General features: G+C 58.5%; 17 protein-coding genes, 1 tRNA gene and 1 pseudogene. 12 read left to right on the plus strand and 7 right to left on the minus strand.

All coding sequences use genetic code 11. The annotated features are described in order from the left end of the window. Positions 1-313, plus strand: a 313-nt coding sequence (locus BUB76_RS16935) for an integrase core domain-containing protein (protein WP_139250819.1), incomplete at its 5' end; no start/stop codon positions are given. A gap of 447 nt (positions 314-760) precedes the next feature. Here BUB76_RS16935 and BUB76_RS16940 read toward each other — a convergent pair. Both BUB76_RS16940 and BUB76_RS16945 read right to left on the minus strand, forming a co-directional pair. Continuing rightward, positions 761-1873, minus strand: coding sequence for an alanine racemase (locus tag BUB76_RS16940; RefSeq protein ID WP_073130582.1), 1113 nt, complete (start codon positions 1871-1873; stop codon positions 761-763). Further along, a complete protein-coding gene (locus tag BUB76_RS16945; RefSeq protein WP_084140739.1) occupies positions 1870-3060 on the minus strand; it encodes an N-acetyltransferase DgcN family protein in 1191 nt (396 codons plus the stop codon). The genes BUB76_RS16940 and BUB76_RS16945 overlap by 4 nt, the downstream gene beginning before the upstream one ends. 600 nt (positions 3061-3660) lie before the next feature. Here BUB76_RS16945 and BUB76_RS16950 point away from each other — a divergent pair. Continuing rightward, the gene (locus BUB76_RS16950) at positions 3661-4395 is read left to right on the plus strand and encodes a Crp/Fnr family transcriptional regulator (RefSeq protein WP_073130587.1); all 735 of its coding nucleotides are present in this window, start codon (positions 3661-3663) and stop codon (positions 4393-4395) included. Between the two features lie 58 nt (positions 4396-4453). On the opposite strand, the gene BUB76_RS16955 is transcribed toward BUB76_RS16950, so the two are convergent. From BUB76_RS16955 to BUB76_RS16965, 3 genes are all read right to left on the minus strand, one after another. Further along, a complete protein-coding gene (locus BUB76_RS16955; protein WP_236737952.1) occupies positions 4454-4609 on the minus strand; it encodes a hypothetical protein in 156 nt (51 codons plus the stop codon). A 233-nt stretch (positions 4610-4842) separates the two neighbouring features. Then, entirely contained in the window at positions 4843-5256 is a 414-nt protein-coding gene (locus BUB76_RS16960; protein WP_236737953.1) for a hypothetical protein, read from the minus strand. Continuing rightward, a complete protein-coding gene (locus BUB76_RS16965) occupies positions 5253-5678 on the minus strand; it encodes a hypothetical protein (RefSeq protein WP_073130593.1) in 426 nt (141 codons plus the stop codon). The genes BUB76_RS16960 and BUB76_RS16965 overlap by 4 nt, the downstream gene beginning before the upstream one ends. A gap of 275 nt (positions 5679-5953) precedes the next feature. Here BUB76_RS16965 and BUB76_RS16970 point away from each other — a divergent pair, with 275 nt between their 5' ends. The 7 genes from BUB76_RS16970 (at position 5954) to BUB76_RS17750 (ending at position 11420) form a co-directional block, all read left to right on the plus strand. Next, positions 5954-6268, plus strand: coding sequence for a hypothetical protein (locus tag BUB76_RS16970; protein ID WP_073130596.1), 315 nt, complete (start codon positions 5954-5956; stop codon positions 6266-6268). Then, entirely contained in the window at positions 6265-6651 is a 387-nt protein-coding gene (locus BUB76_RS16975; RefSeq protein ID WP_073130600.1) for a hypothetical protein, read from the plus strand. Before BUB76_RS16970 ends, BUB76_RS16975 begins: the two co-directional genes overlap by 4 nt. Next, a complete protein-coding gene (locus BUB76_RS16980; protein WP_236737954.1) occupies positions 6648-7121 on the plus strand; it encodes a hypothetical protein in 474 nt (157 codons plus the stop codon). The genes BUB76_RS16975 and BUB76_RS16980 overlap by 4 nt, the downstream gene beginning before the upstream one ends. 730 nt (positions 7122-7851) lie before the next feature. Then, on the plus strand, positions 7852-8070 hold the full coding sequence (locus BUB76_RS18215; protein WP_236737955.1) for a transglutaminase-like domain-containing protein: 219 nt from the start codon (positions 7852-7854) through the stop codon (positions 8068-8070). 444 nt (positions 8071-8514) lie between these two features. Next, on the plus strand, positions 8515-9045 hold the full coding sequence (locus tag BUB76_RS16990; protein WP_073130606.1) for a hypothetical protein: 531 nt from the start codon (positions 8515-8517) through the stop codon (positions 9043-9045). Between the two features lie 257 nt (positions 9046-9302). Continuing rightward, the gene (locus BUB76_RS16995; RefSeq protein ID WP_073130623.1) at positions 9303-10229 is read left to right on the plus strand and encodes a transglutaminase family protein; all 927 of its coding nucleotides are present in this window, start codon (positions 9303-9305) and stop codon (positions 10227-10229) included. Between the two features lie 738 nt (positions 10230-10967). Then, positions 10968-11420, plus strand: a complete 453-nt coding sequence (locus BUB76_RS17750; protein ID WP_139250917.1) for a fasciclin domain-containing protein — start codon at positions 10968-10970, stop codon at positions 11418-11420. On the opposite strand, the pseudogene BUB76_RS17445 reads toward BUB76_RS17750, so the two are convergent. Continuing rightward, a pseudogene (locus BUB76_RS17445) lies at positions 11404-12137 on the minus strand (IS5 family transposase). The gene BUB76_RS17750 and the pseudogene BUB76_RS17445 overlap by 17 nt on opposite strands. A gap of 1491 nt (positions 12138-13628) precedes the next feature. Between BUB76_RS17445 and BUB76_RS18220 the strand changes: the two are divergent. After that, positions 13629-14528: a tyrosine-type recombinase/integrase gene (locus BUB76_RS18220; RefSeq protein ID WP_269085832.1), complete on the plus strand. Its 900-nt coding sequence runs from the start codon at positions 13629-13631 to the stop codon at positions 14526-14528. 106 nt (positions 14529-14634) lie between these two features. Here BUB76_RS18220 and BUB76_RS17020 read toward each other — a convergent pair. Further along, a tRNA-Ser gene (locus BUB76_RS17020) sits at positions 14635-14724 on the minus strand. A gap of 281 nt (positions 14725-15005) precedes the next feature. Between BUB76_RS17020 and BUB76_RS17755 the strand changes: the two genes are divergently transcribed. Beyond that, entirely contained in the window at positions 15006-15515 is a 510-nt protein-coding gene (locus tag BUB76_RS17755) for a hypothetical protein (RefSeq protein WP_139250918.1), read from the plus strand. A 327-nt stretch (positions 15516-15842) separates the two neighbouring features. Further along, positions 15843-16103: IS5/IS1182 family transposase (locus BUB76_RS17030; protein WP_073130362.1), on the plus strand; the 261-nt coding region annotated here is incomplete at its 3' end.

Genomic DNA, 16103 nt, shown 5'->3' on the forward strand with positions numbered 1-16103 from the left:
GTTTATAAGGTCCGACAACGGTGCCGAATTTGTTGCTCTGAAGGTCCGCGACTGGATCGGCGCCGTCGGTGCCAAGACCGCCTACATCGAGCCTGGCTCACCTTGGGAGAACGGCTACTGCGAAAGCTTCAACGCTCGATTCCGCAACGAGCTGCTCGACGGAGAGGTTTTCTATTCGCTCCGTGAGGCCCAGATCCTCATCGAGCGGTGGCGTCGCCACTACAATACCGTCCGGCCCCACAGCGCCTTGGGCTACAGGCCTCCGGCGCCGGAGAGCATCATAGCCGTCGACCGGCGACCAGCGATGCACTAACAATCAACCTGGACCACTCGGTTGGGGCAGCTCAAGCGGTTCCCCGGCGATCCCGCGCCGTCACGCTCGACGATCGGACGCCATTTGGATCGTCTTCAGCTCCCGACGTAAGACCCCGGCATGCGCGCAGGATATCAGGCAAATGACCAGCATACCTGAGCGAAACCACCAGATTACGGCGGAGAGCTCAAACTGACGATCGCGAGCGCAATACATGCTGTAGGTGCAGTCAGATGCTGCGAGCTTAAAGCGGACGTACCGCGGCGGAAAACTGGGCGAAGCCGAAGCTTCAGGAAAAGGCGGAAAGCTGGCCTTCGCTGCTTTTTGCGCCAACGTCTGCCCCGCGGGACGACCGGAGCATAATGAGGGCTGCCACGCAACGCTTGCTTTCAACGCTTTCGCACCGATCCATTTGCAATGCGGACCCGTTTGCGCCATGCTCAGCGCTCATGCTCTTTCCAAGTCGAGATGGGATTTTCGTTGTGAGGACGACCTGACCATGTCGTGTGTATTGCTGACCTCGACCGCGATGTCGGTGGCACTCATCGCTCGCATCAGCGCGGAATAGCTTGGTTGAAATTGCACCTCACTGCCCACGACCAGTGGCGAGTGCATCGTGCGCAGGATGAGGTGATCGCTGGTCGAACCTTGCCTTGTCAGTCCATCCTGGAACGAAAGACCCCTTGTGTCCGTATCCTGATCCCCAAGAGCGATCAGGGACTTGCCGCCTCGAATCCTTGCACTGCGCTGACTGGCCGAGCTGCCCGGCGAACGGCGAAGTGAGGTCGGTGCGTCCATCGTGGATTCGATGACCTCGGCCACGAGCGTGAACGCATCTGTTGCAAGGCCGTCTATAGGTTGGTGTGTAAGCGGATCTCGTCCCAAAAGAATGGCTTCGCCGAGACGCAATTGGTTTATACGTTCGGGCCGCACGCCACCCAGCAACGACGCAAGATTAGCCGAGTTTCCACCCGAGACTATCCTCATCGGAATGCCGCAGTCGCGCTCAATCGTGGCAGCAAGCCGTGAGAGCGCATGCATTGCCATCGGCGGAGGGGTGCGCCCCGTGAGGCAGGAGAAATTTGAACCGATTCCGGCCAGCGACACACCTGCGAGGCCCATCATCCGCTGCGCTATATCTCGCATTGCAGACGGTGAAAGACCTTCGCGTTCGTCCCCCATCTCGGTCATGAGGATCACTCGGTGGATACAGCCAGCCCGTCGGGCCGCATTGGACAGGGCTTCGATGACTCCGAAATCTGTATTGAGACTTGTGCCACACGTCGGAACGATCCTATCGACCTGACTGAGCATCGGGGTGCGGATCAGGACGATCGGAGACGTGATACCAGCTGTGCGCATGCGTTCGACGTTGGAAACGCGAGCATCGCCCAATACCGTGACGCCTCCGTCTAGCATCGCGCGTGCGATCTCCGGGTGCCCGCAGACCCCTTTCGTTACCCCGACGACTGAAATGCCAAGGGGCGCGAGGCAATCCACCAGCTTCCTCGCATTCTGTCTGATCTTAGTAAGGTCGACCTCTATGCGTGGCGTGGTCATGCTCCCGCCTCGGTAGGGGCCGGGGCGAGTTCGGGGAATGCGGACAAAACCATGTCCAATAGTTCAGTCGCCGGCCGGGTCAGTGCATCGGTGACCGGCAGGCTCAGCTTGCCATTCCAGTAGGAAATGGCGGGCGCGATTTCATCGTTGAGCATCCCTTCGTGGTTCAGGGTCATCCCGATCACCCGTGTTGGAGCGAAAGCCTCAATCAGAGCGATTTCAGACGTGGGGTCCGGCATCGGCATCTGGGGGAAATCGCAACGATGTGGACGGCGGGGGGCGTGTTGCAGGATTACAGCATCCGGTTGGCTACCTCGGAGGATGAAAGCCGAGGTGCAGAAGGCCGGGTGACTCAGCGCACCCTGACCTTCAATTACGATAGCGTGAGGTGCCTCCAAGGCGAATGCAGCGACCACTTCACCTTCCAGCTCGCCGCAGCAGAATTGAGGAGGGATCGCGTCCATGGCGATGCCGAAACGTGCGCCCTGCATCAGTCCCGTTTGGCCTGTTCCGACCAGGACGGTCCGTATACCCGCTTTGTTCAGGGCGCTTACCAGAAGCGTGGCCGTTGTCCTTTTGCCTATTGCGCAGTCAGTGCCCAGAACGGCTATTCGAATTGCGCCCACCGCTCCGACAGAGCCATCGAAGAGACGCATGTTCTTGCTCGGCTTGGGCTTGCGAATATCGCGGATCGAAACCTGCCCGACCTTGGCTGCCGCTGCGATCTCCGGATCATCGCCGAGATACTCATGCAGCCCACTAACAATATTCATGCCATGCTCGATGGCCTCCAAGATTACCAGGCGATCCAACGCAGACAGCTTGCCGGCCGACGGTGCCATTCCATAGATCAAATAATCCGGAACGCAATTTGCTTTGCGGACGGCATCTTTCAGATTGGCGACCACTGGAATGCCGTTTACGACCCCGTCGAGGAGATGCCCGGTATCCCGGCCAGCTTGGGTGCTGTCGACGACCGACGCGATCCGATATGCTGCAGAATGCCGGATCAATCCGTTGGCTGTTTTGCCATCAATCCGGCCAAAATGTCCTTCACAATAGACGATTGCAACGGGCGACCCTGCGGCAGATGCCTTCAGGTCATCCGAAACAGATCCGGACATCGGCGATCGTCCGGCATCCTCACGTCGATCGGGCGCAGCGTTGCGCGAAAAGGTTCTTTTCATCGGGATGTCCTCGGGCGGAGGAAGCGCCGCCGCGCTGTGCATGCTACCATTCGACTTCTTCTGAACGGATCACACGTAATCAGAAGAAAAAATCCTTGGTCTTGGCAGACCCAACGTTCGCGAGCCGTCCATTGAGACTCTGCTCACTGTTCGCCTGACGAATACGCTGTGGAAACCAAGAGCTGCGAGAAAATTGCGTTCCGCGCTTATCACTGTGGTTATGATGAAAGTGGTGTCACGCGCATTAAATTCAATAGGGGCGAGGCGATGCGACGCAGATTCTGGAGATAGACCTTTACCGCGCGGACGCAGAATGACCGATTCTGGCCGAGAGCATCGATAAGAGCTTCCGGGCGCAAGCTGACCGGTTTTTTGCGTCGGATGCGAGCGTTTACTTCTGTTTTTTCCCTATATTGAGCGGCATCCCATCCTTATCGGAGGTAGCAATATACGGCGCCCCTTCGTCGGCATCGTGATCGCCGTGGGAGGCGAGTGTCAGATACATCCGTACTTCTCGCAGGAAGTGCTCTACGCTAGACTAATCCAGAGCAGCGTCCTGGCCGATTTCCGCTCTTGGGTCATGACACGCCGGGAGCCTCCATGACATCAGCCGAACAAAGCCCCTTAACCCGCAAGCTATCTGCCTTCGTCGCCCTGTCGCAGGCCGAGCTGGCCGTGCTTGAGCGACTGCACCAGCGTCGCCGCTCATTTGTCGCGGGGCGTGACATGGTGCATCAGGGCCAGTCGGCGCAGGCCGCGTACATTCTGTCGTCGGGTTGGGTTTGTTCCTACAAGCTTCAGGCCGATGGGACGCGGCAGATCGTTGATTTTCAGGTGCCGGGGGATTTTCTGGGACTGCGCAGCGTCCTGTTGCGCACGTCGGATCACAGCTTCGAACCTCTCGTCGACATTGAGGCCGCCGAAGTGCTGGCGAGCGATCTTCTCGATGCCTTCGCGCAGACGCCGCGTCTTGCGACCGCCATCCTCTGGGCGGCATCGCGTGACGAGGCCATGGTGGTCGAGCATCTCGTCGGGATCGGTCGGCGTGATGCGGACGCCCGGATGGCGCACTTCCTGCTGGAACTAGGATCGAGGCTTGCGCTGATCGGCGTCGGCATCAGGGAAGGTTTCGACTGCCCTCTGACGCAATACCACCTCGCCGATACGCTGGGGCTCAGCGCGGTCCATGTGAACCGTGTCCTGCGTCAGCTGCGCGAGGACGGCCTCGTGACCTTTCGAGACGGCCGCGTGACGTTTCAAGACTATTTCGGGCTGGTGGACCTTGCAGGGTTCGACCCGGCATATCTGGACCAGACCGGACCGCTGCTCAAGTGAAATGGCCGCCCACTCTCGCTCAGCAGGCGGCGCCCAGGATCAAGATAGTTTCTGGAGCTCATTTAAGGGCATTTGTTGCCGCATCGAGTTCCTTGTTAGTACCGGCGTCGTTTTTCGCCATGTGCGCCTTCTCGGTTGCCCGGTAATGTTTGAGCGCCGTGTCCTTCCTCGGACCAGCGGGCGCCTTGTCCCACGCAGCCTTCACAGAGGTCATCTTCTAGGCAGTCTTGTTCTGTTCGGGGGGCATTTAAATTGTCCTTTCCTAAGAGTCCTGAGAATATGAAGCGTGCGAACATAACGTCCTGATTGGATCGACATGCTCGCACGCTTCTCCGGTGATCAAATAACTGCACCACCAAATTTTCGGCGGGCACACATCTCATATAGCCAGTGTTGGCAACACGCCGACTGACACAGGTTAGTCTGGATGCGCGCGTTGCAAATGGATCAGGCGACCACGGTTTGCTGATGAGATAGTCTGAACCACCTGTCCTCATCGTGAAGATAGGTTGAGGCGCAGAGGGCGACGTAAATCGCTAGATTTGGTTTCTCAGCTGAGACACGGTAGGTGAGAATTGCGATGCTATCGCGCCACGTCACTCGACGCTCTGTCATCGCGACAGTTCGCCAACCAGTATTCTCACGAGTGAAGTTCCAGACTTTGTCACCCTGGAAGATCCCCGGAGGATAGGGAAGGATCATCACTGCGTCTTTTGCGGTTGTCGATTTCGCACTTTTGGCGCCACTGCTCCAGAACCGTTCTTCCAGGTCCCAAAGAAGGTCCTGATCGCGTGGCGACGGCATCCTAGACTCTTGCTCAGCATGTTCTGATTTTTCTGAGGCGTGATCGGATCCTGTCATTGGCCTGCCCCTTTTGCGAAAAAGGTCAGCAGCTGAAAGAGCGTAAGAATAATCGCCAATATCACCCAGATTGAGTTAGCGGCGATTTGGTGGCCGCCATTAACCGTCTTGGAAGTCCGGTGCAGAGCGCCCGACGTCGGACGATCAGGGAGCAGCTGGCTCAGATCTTGTGCAATCGTGCCCTGGTTGTTTGTGAGCGTGGGAACGTCGCGAAATCGCGCCAATAGCGTTCCCAACCGCGCTCGCGCATCGTTACGCCCGAGCGCTGCAAGTTCAGCGGTTTCCTTCCATGGGTCTAGGCCGAGCCGCGCAAGCATGGAGAGCACAGTCACGGCATAGCCGTTTCGGTCTTCGCCGACGGTAGCATGGAGGAACCGATCAAACTCGGGCGGATGCGAGTCGAGAACATCGGGATCGGCCATCGCCACTCCTTCCAACGGTTGCAGGAACGCAGATTATCTCCGTTTCTGAAAGGATGGGCGCAGATCGCTCTCGCCGCCCTAACACAGGTCAGTGCTGGTGACTGCCCAGAAGGGAGATCGCGATGGGCTCTGCGCGCCCGGGACTAACATGCGTCAGCGTCGGTCGGAGAATCCCGAGGTAAAAGAATTAAGATCGTTCGCCCGTGCCGTCCCGCACTCCAAGGGGCCGTCAACAGTGGTGAGCGACGGATCTGCCAACATCGCGGAGACCAGAGATGACCATGCGGTCGACCAGATCGACGGTGACATTTTTTAACCCGTTCAGCTTACCAGGATATTTGGGAGATTTGCCCGCGGGCGAATACGAGGTTCTTGTCGAAGAAGAGCTTCTCCAAGGGCTCACCTTCAAGGCGTATCGCCGGACGGCGACCTACCTGACCGTGCGCGGGAGGGGCATTCATGCGGGACGGACAGAGATATGCGCCATTTCCAAGAGCGACTTGGAAGCGGCGCTAAGCCGGGATCAGGGCACGACTGAGAAGAACAATCACGGCGATGCGGCGCTTTCTCCGCAGGAGGACTTGAAATGAATACCCCCGAATGGCTCAAACCCGGTATCTATGGTGCCATGATCGGCGCGGCTCTTGTCGCGGTAGTCGGTTTTACATGGGGCGGCTGGGTGACGGGCGGCACGGCGAATGACAGGGCAATGGAGATGTCCCAAGACGATGTCGTCGCCTCCATGGTGCCGGTTTGCCTTGAGATGGCACAGTCTGACCCAGCACGGGCCGAAAAGCTCGAAACGATCCGGGCCGCCTCGACCTATCAGCGCCGCGATGCCCTAATGGAGGCCGGCTGGGCGACGGTGCCCGGAACAGATGCTCCGAACCGTGATATCGCGCAGGCCTGCCTGGCAGCCCTTGATGTTGACGCGTTGCCGGAGCGTCCGCAACGCGCGGTCGATGAAGGATGAACCGAGCCATGCCGATAGCTTTCCCAGAGACCACCGACCTCGAACGGCGTGTGCTGGCTCATGAACGGATCCTGCAAGCTCTGATCGCCTACATGGCCCGGACAGAACCGCGTTTCGTGGTCCACCTGCGAGAACGGTTCGTGGAGCCGGTGAGTATGGCCCGGCGCGAACACGACTACCGCGAAACCGCTGATTATGCGGAAGAATTCATTCGCGCCGTGATGCTCATCGGAGAAGCGCGCGTACCAAGGGCGAATGAGCCGGAAATGATCGACATAAAACGCGTGCCGCCGAAACGCAGAGCAGCACAGGAATCTTCCACGGACCGGCCGGCACAGCGCGGTGGGGTTCAGATCTGCGAAAGAAGCGGCATCTGGGAGGTGCAGGTCGATGGCAAGTTCCGCGGCGACTACCACCAGAAGGAACAGGCTCTTGCCGCTGCGGCCTTGCTCAAGCTCTCCCTCCGATGACCAACAGCACCCAACCGATAGTCCCGACGGATTTCTCGATCCAGGTGGCTGAGAACGAGGGCATGCCGACGAGACCGAATTGCAGCGCCTCCCCGCTACCGGCCGCGCCTACTCGACGGCTGACCGGAACGCTCACGCTCAGATCATCGAAAACTCACGCTTCAAATTGCGAGCTCTGGTCCGCAAGAGAGCAAGGTCCGATGAAACAACCTTTGGTGAGTCTTCTCGCGCGGACGGCAGCCATGCGCGTTAGCATTGGGTGCCGGCTGCGATACAGCTTCGCGCAGTCGACGCCGGTGATTGCGATGCTGAACGTCCACTAATCGCGCTGCGGCGATCTGGAGCGTGCCGACTACCTTGTCACGTCGCCGAGGGTGCCGCTTGAAAGCTACTGGAATGGGTTCGGCAATTGGTGCACGCGCGTCCTGGCTCTGGCGGGCGACTTCTGCCTGTCGACGGATGGCATCTTCCGCGACACAAGCCAGCCCGATCTCTCCATTCCCGGCGCGCGGCAGCATGCGGTTCAGAATCTCCCTTTCTAGACGCTCGTGTTTCTGCTGGGCAGCCGGTATTGCGACACCGACCTTCTATCGGAGGAGGCGTGTGCCTATTTGAGACCACGGACGCCGGATGGTCACGCGTCCAGGGGATCTGCGATTTCGTGCATGGACATGTCCGCTTCTGATATATGCAAGCAAAGGCGACGCGCACCGCGTCGCAGACCCTCGCCATGGGGCAGGGAATCTGCCGCGACTTTGCTCATTTCGCCATCGCCCTGTGCCGATGCATGAACATTCCGGCCCGCTACTGGATCGGATACCTGAGCGACATCGGGGAGCCTCTCCCGTATTTACCCGGGGGGTTGCCGCGTGGATGGAGGTGGTTCTCGCTAGTGAATGGCACATGTTCGCCCCGCGGAACAACAAGCCCAGGTTTGCGGGAATCCTGATCGCGCGCGGTCGCGATGCTTCCGATGTCCCTCTGACCCAGACATCCGGCGAGAACACATAGATGTAATTCAAGCTCTGGACGGATGAATTGGCCTGACTGACCTCGGTTTCTTTTTCGATGCACCATCGTAAACGGGCTCGCCAATCCCCATATAGTCAGTACCGACGTCAGGTATCCCGGTCCGACATGGACGAGGAGTTGGCGTCGGATATCAAAGGATCGATGACATGTCCTTCAAGGACCTGACCGCTAGGGCTGCGGCTGCGTTAAATCGCAAGCCGGCGAAAATGGCGACGACACCTGCTAAGGAGACCGAGCCCAAGGCTTCTGGCGAGGATGCATCCGCGGACTCCAAGACATCATAAGGCCTTACATCGGTCACGCGCCTCATTCCCGTGAGGGGCGTGGGCCGCCCACAGCACCATGGGAAAGGAATGAGCGAATGGAAGATCTGACGAGCAAGACCGTTGCGGTTTTTTCCAGGCCCTTCAACGTTTCGGGCTTTGACGAGACGCTTCCGGCGGGAGAATACGAGATCGAAACAGAGGTGGCTTCGCCCCCTGATCAACGGGATCCCGCAGCTTGGAAAGCCTCCGTCCTTGTGAAGCTTCATCCCCGGATACCTCATCCGGGCCTTGAACGGACTCTGAGTGTTTCCCTTGCCGACCTCGACCAAGCACGCGCCAGGGACAAGCTGACCGGCAGGGAGTTGTCCGACATTTTCCTTGAAGAGATGCTGGCTGATCCGATGGTACAGCTCGTGATGAAGGCCGACGGGGTCTCTGAGGCGCACCTGCGACACCTATATTCCGGGTCTGGGAGATCCGATCCGACCCTGGCTGCGCTGCCTTCGAAGACGACCGACCGAGGAGCGCGGGACGAAGAGTCGATCCGGACCGCCGAAAACGAAGGCATGCCTTCACGACCGGACTCACCGCCGGCACGCATCCGTCTGGCTGCGGGGAAAACGTGATGGCGGACGAGGCCATCGTCGGGCGTGACGTACTGGATATCGCGACCCCAAGGGCCGTGGCGGATGTGCCGCAAGAACGCAGATGCCTGCGATGCAAAACCTCATTCCGGAGCGAAGGCTTCGGAGAACGGATTTGCCGGCGCTGCAAGGGGTTGAGTGCTTGGCGGAACGCCGCGCCCGTCAGCACGGGCACAGCTCGCCGCCGCTGATCCCCGCAGCCGCCCGCCGTCTCCCTCAATCCCAACTGGAACATCATTTTGACCTGCCTTGAGATCGTTCACACCACGACCTACAGGTACCGTCACGAGGTCCCTCTTGGGCCCCATCGGTTGATGCTACGTCCCCGAGAAACGAGGGAACTGCGACTACTTGCGCATGCCCTCTCCATTTCTCCGACGGCGACGGTAGCTTGGGCGCATGACGTGGCCGGCAACGCTGTCGCCACCGCCGTCTTTGACGGCGTGACGGATCATCTGGTGATCGAGAGCCGTGCCACAGTGGAGCTCACCGCGCCTGCATGGCCGGTCTTTGCCATCGCCGCCTCGGCCGCGCAGTACCCCTTTGTGTACGCCGACGACGAATGGACGGATCTGGGCGCGTTAACGGTTCTGCAATATCCCGACCCGGACGGTCGGCTTTCCCTATGGGTACATGGGTTTGTCATGGCACGCCCGACCGACACGCTGTCCTTGCTGAAGGACATCAGCAATGGCGTGTTCAGTCAGATTTCCTACCAGAGCCGCGACACTGAAGGCACCCAGTCACCGATCGAGACACTAGACCGGCGATGGGGCTCGTGCCGTGATTTCGCGGTCCTGCTTGCAGAGGCAGTTCGCCGGCTTGGCTTTGGCGCCCGCATCGTCTCGGGCTATCTGTCCGATCCCGAGATGAGCCTCGTCGGGTCGCTGGGTTCAGGGTCTACGCATGCTTGGGTCGAGATATATGTACCAGGTGCTGGATGGATTGCCTTTGACCCAACGAACCGAAGCGTCGGGTCTCAGAACCTAGTTCCAGTAGCAGTCGGGCGCGACATTCATCATATAATGCCAGTCTCGGGAAGCTACTCAGGACGGCAGAGTGCCCTTTGTGATCTCAAGGTCGGAGTTTTGGTTCGACTTGCGGCACACGATCATCCAAATGCAATGGAAGATGGAGCAGGCTGTTCGGTTGGGTCAACGGTGTAACGGGGAGAGGTTTATAGTCTGTATGCAACTCAAGATGAAGCTCCGGGAGTGTGCCAAAGCAACCAAGCGCGCTGACGCAATAAATTATCATTTTGCCCAGAATTTCTAATCTCGTATCATGCGATACCTCTACGCGTTATTACGAACGGCTGGTTCGGGGAATCTGAGTTGCGCCGATGAACACCTGACGAATCACGGGATGATTTATAATTCGGCGGTCCATAGGTGATGAGCGGGGAACTACATAGCGTCCTAACCTGTGTTGGCACCGAGCCATATCTTTCGCTTTATAAGAGAATCTTCCATCGCGGTTGGGGAGGCCGTGGCGGTGAGACGGCGCTCATTTATACCCTCAAATATTATTTAGATGGCTTTACCGGATCGAGTCATCTGTTGGTCAAGATGTTTGAAGAATGAGCGCCGTCGACTTTCCCGATGAGTAGCCCCGCAACTGGGAGTCACTGCGATGAATCCAATAAGTGTAAATGGAGAGCTGAACGAGGTGAATAAATCTATCTGTGCGAACAGCAAAGAGGGAAAGACGCATGGCTTGCTGCTACTGCGCGATCTGATCGCCGCCTCGAAAACGGAAACCGTCGACACTCTTCGGCTCGGCTCGGATGATGATGACGAACTGTTCGACAACGTCCCGATCTAAAATTGCAAAGCTTGACCGCGCTTATGGTGCGAGGAAGTAACCAATAGAGCCAAGGTATTGTGGTTGGGCCCCGCTCGAATATGCGGGAAATGACTTTCTTCCCGCATTCAATTGTGCCGACCAGCGATCAGCAAAGTCTGACACACGGCGAGATGGCGAAACGTCATCCGCCGATTGAAATCGTGCCATATCCGTATTTTTCCAAGTTCTGCATGTTCCTGACCGGGTCGTATTCAATCATCCGAACTTGCAATAGAGGGCTACTCATGAGTCGCCGTAAATTCCTTGAAACATATTTTGTGGGAGCGGCATCTCTCCTTTTTGCGCCGAATGTGCTCCGCGCTCAGATGGACATCGGAGCCGAAACGGTTGCCGCGATCATCGCCGAAGATAGGGATCTGAATTTTCTGCACTATCTTCTGGCAGCGACCAGTATGGTTCATAGCTTGAGCCAGTGCGGTCAGGTCACAGTATTCGCTCCGAACGATGCCGCCTTCGAGAACCTAGGCTCAGGACTCATAACCAGTAAATGACGGTCGCAGCGAGCGCGATGGCCGAGAGGAAGACTTTCGGACATCCATCATGGCGGGTGGCAATCCGGCGCCAGTCCTTGATACGGCCGAACATGATCTCGATGCGGTGGCGGCGCCGGTATCGACGCTTGTCGTATTTGATTGGGGCCGTGCGCGACTCTCGCGGCGGAATGCAGGCGCGAATTTTGCTGTCTGACAACGCGTTACGGAATCAGTCGGCATCGTATCTTTGGTCGGCGATCAGCCGGTCCGCCTGAGGCAGCTGGCTCTGTAGCGCGCCCTTGTAGTCGCTGACCTGGCCGGCGGTCACGAAGAGACGGACAGGCCGTCCATCCCGGTCGGTCACGACATGCAGTTTTGTGTTCATGCCGCCCTTGGTCCGGCCGATCGGACGGCCACGCCCCCCTTTTGAGCCTGCAGGCTCGAGGCCGTGGTCGCGTCGATCATGATCGTCCTGCAATCGGCCTGCTCCGCGGCGAGCCCCTCCATGATCCGCGCGAAAACGCCCATGCGGCTCCACCTGATCCAGCGGTTGTGAAGTGTCTTGTGCGGGCCGTATTCACGCGGCGCGTCCCGCCAGCGCAAGCCGTTGCGATTGACGAATATAATCCCGCTCAGAACACGCTTGTCATCGACCCGCGGCTTGCCATACGACTTCGGAAAGTAGGGCCGCAGCCGTTCCATCTGCACGTCGGTCAGCCAGAAGAGATCGCTCATCGTCAGTCTCCTTCAATCGGAGGCTGAATCACGCGAAGCCGTGCTGATCAATGGGTCCTGAGCCTAAATTGGCCGATCACAATTTAAATGGAAGAATTCAGGCAATTCGGGAGCTTCGGAATTCGATACGTCACAAAATGCGCGTTGACTGGCGCAAGAACCGAGCCAGGCCCTCGTCAGGATGGTTCTAGATTATTATTCGCTGACTGGCGCGGTCGCGGCGGGAGCATCGCTCTCCCATAATTTAGCAGGATAACCGAGACTGAAGTAGGCAATGACCGCGATGCCAACTGCAACAACGCCTCCCACAACCAACCAGGACGTCCTGTGGAAAATATCTAACATCGGTGTAGGGTCCCTTTCACCCAGATGGCGGAAACATAGATCAATTTCAGTCACTTTGGCGGTCTTGCTTAATTGAAGTTCAGGCCGCCGTTCATTAGTAGGCCGATCAAAGCAGCCGAGATTGCAAGACCTACAGCGGCTACCGCCATCATCACCCACCTCAATAATCTTTTCATTCTTGAATGCGCATCCGCGCCCCCTTCCGCCCCCGTAGACTCACGAGCAAATCGGACTCATGAGCAAATGCAATCGATCATATAATTATCGTAGTGTTTATGCCACTTTACGTCCAAAGCCATGGCTTGTCGCTAACTTGGGTTGGCATCTCGCCATCGCGGGCCCAATAATCACAGCGGGTATCGAGACCTGCCGATTGTCAGTCTTATCATAGCCATATAGGTTCTCCGCCGCCCGGTCGTTGCTTTTGGTGGTATTTCGACGTCGGTCTCAGTGAGACATTCTACTGGTCGAATGGAATCGTGATCCTTGGGGCGTTCGATCGAAGCCTATGCATTTGATCGACGCTCACTCCCTACAAGTCCCTCATGTTGCGCTTCCGAATCTCGGGAGTTTGGCGTTGTCAAGCCCGACAGACGAAGCCAGATCAATAGGTCCTGATCCTATTTCCTCTTTTGCTCGCCAAGGTTGGTCAAGACTTTGCCCTTCGTCGAGTCTGCTGTTGCAGAAACCCTTTCCTTCACCTTTTTCGGCTTCTTGACTTCTCGATTGCCACGTCGCTTGTCGCCCTTAGACATTTGAATTTCTCCTGGTCTCGAGTGTTTTTTCAATTATTGATCGGTATCTTTTGAGATAGAAAATGTGATTTTGCGCCCTGCGCCCCGCGCCTCTCGGCGACAGAACACAGCCGTTCACATCATTCCGTCCATTCCGCCCATGTCGGACATTGCGCTGCTGCGACCTGCTTTCTCGGGCTTTTGCGCGACCATCGCCTCGGTCGTGATCAGCAGACCGGCAACCCTGCCGGGCGGTGGTGTCGTGAAGTGGAAAAACACGGGGACGCCTGTCCGCCTCCTTAATGTGCTTTCACGCTTCCTTTCGCGCGGGGGCGTCGGGCAGCGGACGCGGCGTGGTCATGAGGTCCAGAAGCCGTGCGATTTCGGGGATTCGGCCCACGGACACCGGCTTGTGGACCACGACTTCGCAGACTTCGCACAGGGCGGTCAGCATCGCGCGCCCGTCCTTGACGGTGCAGTCGGCAAAGCCCTCGGCGGGCTTGCGCGCTTTGCGGCAGGCAAGGCAATAGAACTCGTCCAGGGCCACACTGACCTTGCGGCTTGCGCGGGTGGTTATCGCAGCCGGATCAAACCCGGCGACGCCGATTACTTCCGCCTGTCTCGCCGCGACGAAGCCGAGGCTCGCGCGGCCCCCGAACGGCCGGCACCGAGTGTTCGGCAGGCCAAACGTGCCCTGGCGATGATGCCCACGGCCACCCCGCGCGACTTGCGCGACCGGGCTGTCGTCGCGCTGTTGTGCCTGACTGGCATCCGGGTGTCGGCTTTAGTGTCGCTGCGCATCAAGCATGTCGATCTGGCCGAGAAATCAGTGACGCAGAATCCACGCGAGGTCGCGACTAAATTCGGCAAGCGGATGGAAACGTTCTTCGCCAAGGGATTCGACGAGGCCGAAGCTGCGCTGGCTGCATGGCTGGCACATCTCGACGCGGCAGAACTCTACGGCCCTGACGATCCGCTGTTCCCCGCGACCGCCACCGCCCCAAGCGCCAATGACGGATTCTGGGTAAGCGGATTCCTCCGCCGTCCGTGGCGCAGCACCGAAGTGGTGCGCAAGATCGTGCGCGAGGCTTTCGAGGCTGCGGGCATCCCGAACTACGGTCCCCATGCGTTCCGCCACATGTTGGCGCGCGATGCTGCCAAGAACGCTAAGTCGGTTGCCGAACTGATCGCCACGTCACAGAACCTAGGGCACACCGATGTGCTGACGACCCTGCGCAGCTACGGCCAGATCGACCGCGACCGTCAAAGGACGCTGATTACCGGCCTGACCGATGATGGCGTGACTGAATGACAGAAGCCTGCGAAGGCAACGGGCGCGCGATGTGGGAACAAGTGTGGGAATGATCTGGAAGCGGCGCGAAATTACTTCAATATAACAGAGTTTTACGCTTTAAATGTGGCGGAGACGAAGGGATTCGAACCCTCGAGACGGTTTCCCGCCTACTCCCTTAGCAGGGGAGCGCCTTCGACCACTCGGCCACGTCTCCACCGACGCGTATAGCCAAGCAAACAAAGGGATTACAAGGCGAAACTGCCTTCTAAGCGAGAAAACTCCCTCACATCGAAAACCGCCTCGAGTGGCACTGAGAGGCACCGAGCGGCACCGAGTTTGGGCAAGATCTGGTCAATTTCCCCTACAGCGAAAGCGCCCTCGGACGCGTCAAGCAGTTTGTGAAGCCGCGCAGACCGAACGCGCGCTTGAACCTGCCACAGCCATTTCCGGCCGGGCCTGCACGATCCGATCTCCTTCCCACAAGGAGGCTCGGACATGAAGACCGACAGCAAGGACCCAGGTTCGGCGAGTGCGGAAGAGCTTGCCAAGTATTGGAGACTGCCGTCGGCCAGGGCAGCTCGCGAGCTCGCGCGGAAGGTTGGCATTCGTCATGTCGGCGGTCGCTATCCGTGGCATGCCATTTGGCAGGCCGAAGGCCTTGCGCCACCGCCGCGTTCGCGTTGGGACGAACTGAAGCTGCCTCACTGCACGGCGGACGACGTCGCAGGCATCCTGGGAGAGTCGACGCGTTCCGCCCAGCGACGCGGCTTGGCGAAGCCCGACGCGAGTTTTCCTGACCCGATCCCGCTTCGGAAAAAGCCGATGATCTGGCGAAGGGCACAGCTACGCGCCTGGCAGGCAGGATTGCCCGTGCCTCATTACAAGCGCGCCTCGACGACAGCGATGCTCTCGCCGGACGCTACGCAGTCCCGGCAGCAGAGGCCGGCCCACAACTCATTCGACCCATGGGCTTCAGCGCGATCTGCGGCCAGCGGGAACGACTAAATGACCCCCCCGACGAAGAACGGAAAAGATGACAGCCACCCGGCAAGTTAGTTGCGGCTTTTCTTGCAGAGTGCCTGTCAATTTCCGCTTCGTCACAACGAAGAACGGCCAATCTGAACGATGAACGGCCAAATCAAGGAAATGACACCCATGACTTTCAATCCCTTTGAAGATAGTTTCCAGGGTCTTGGCGACAAAGCGACCTCCGGAGCGAAAAACCTCCAGGATGTGCTTGAATGGCTCCAATGCGACGAATGCCCTCTAGGTTCAGGACCCATTGATCTGAGCGGAAGGGCGTGATTCACCGCCAGAAAACTGAGCGGTGACATGTCTGATCTCTTCTGGCTCAGCGATGCGCAGATGGCGCGTCTGGAGCCCTACTTCCCGAAGTCCCATGGCAAGCCCCGCGTCGATGATCGACGCGTCCTGAGCGGGATTATCTTCATCAATCGCAATGGCTTGCGCTGGCGAGATGCACCGAAGGAATATGGCCCGCACAAGACGCTCTACAACCGCTGGAAGCGTTGGAGCGACAAAGGCATCTTCGCGAAGATGATGGCGGGGCTGGCTGCCGAGCACGGCGAGAAG

The organism is Palleronia salina, assembly GCF_900141995.1.
Taxonomy (GTDB): domain Bacteria; phylum Pseudomonadota; class Alphaproteobacteria; order Rhodobacterales; family Rhodobacteraceae; genus Palleronia; species Palleronia salina.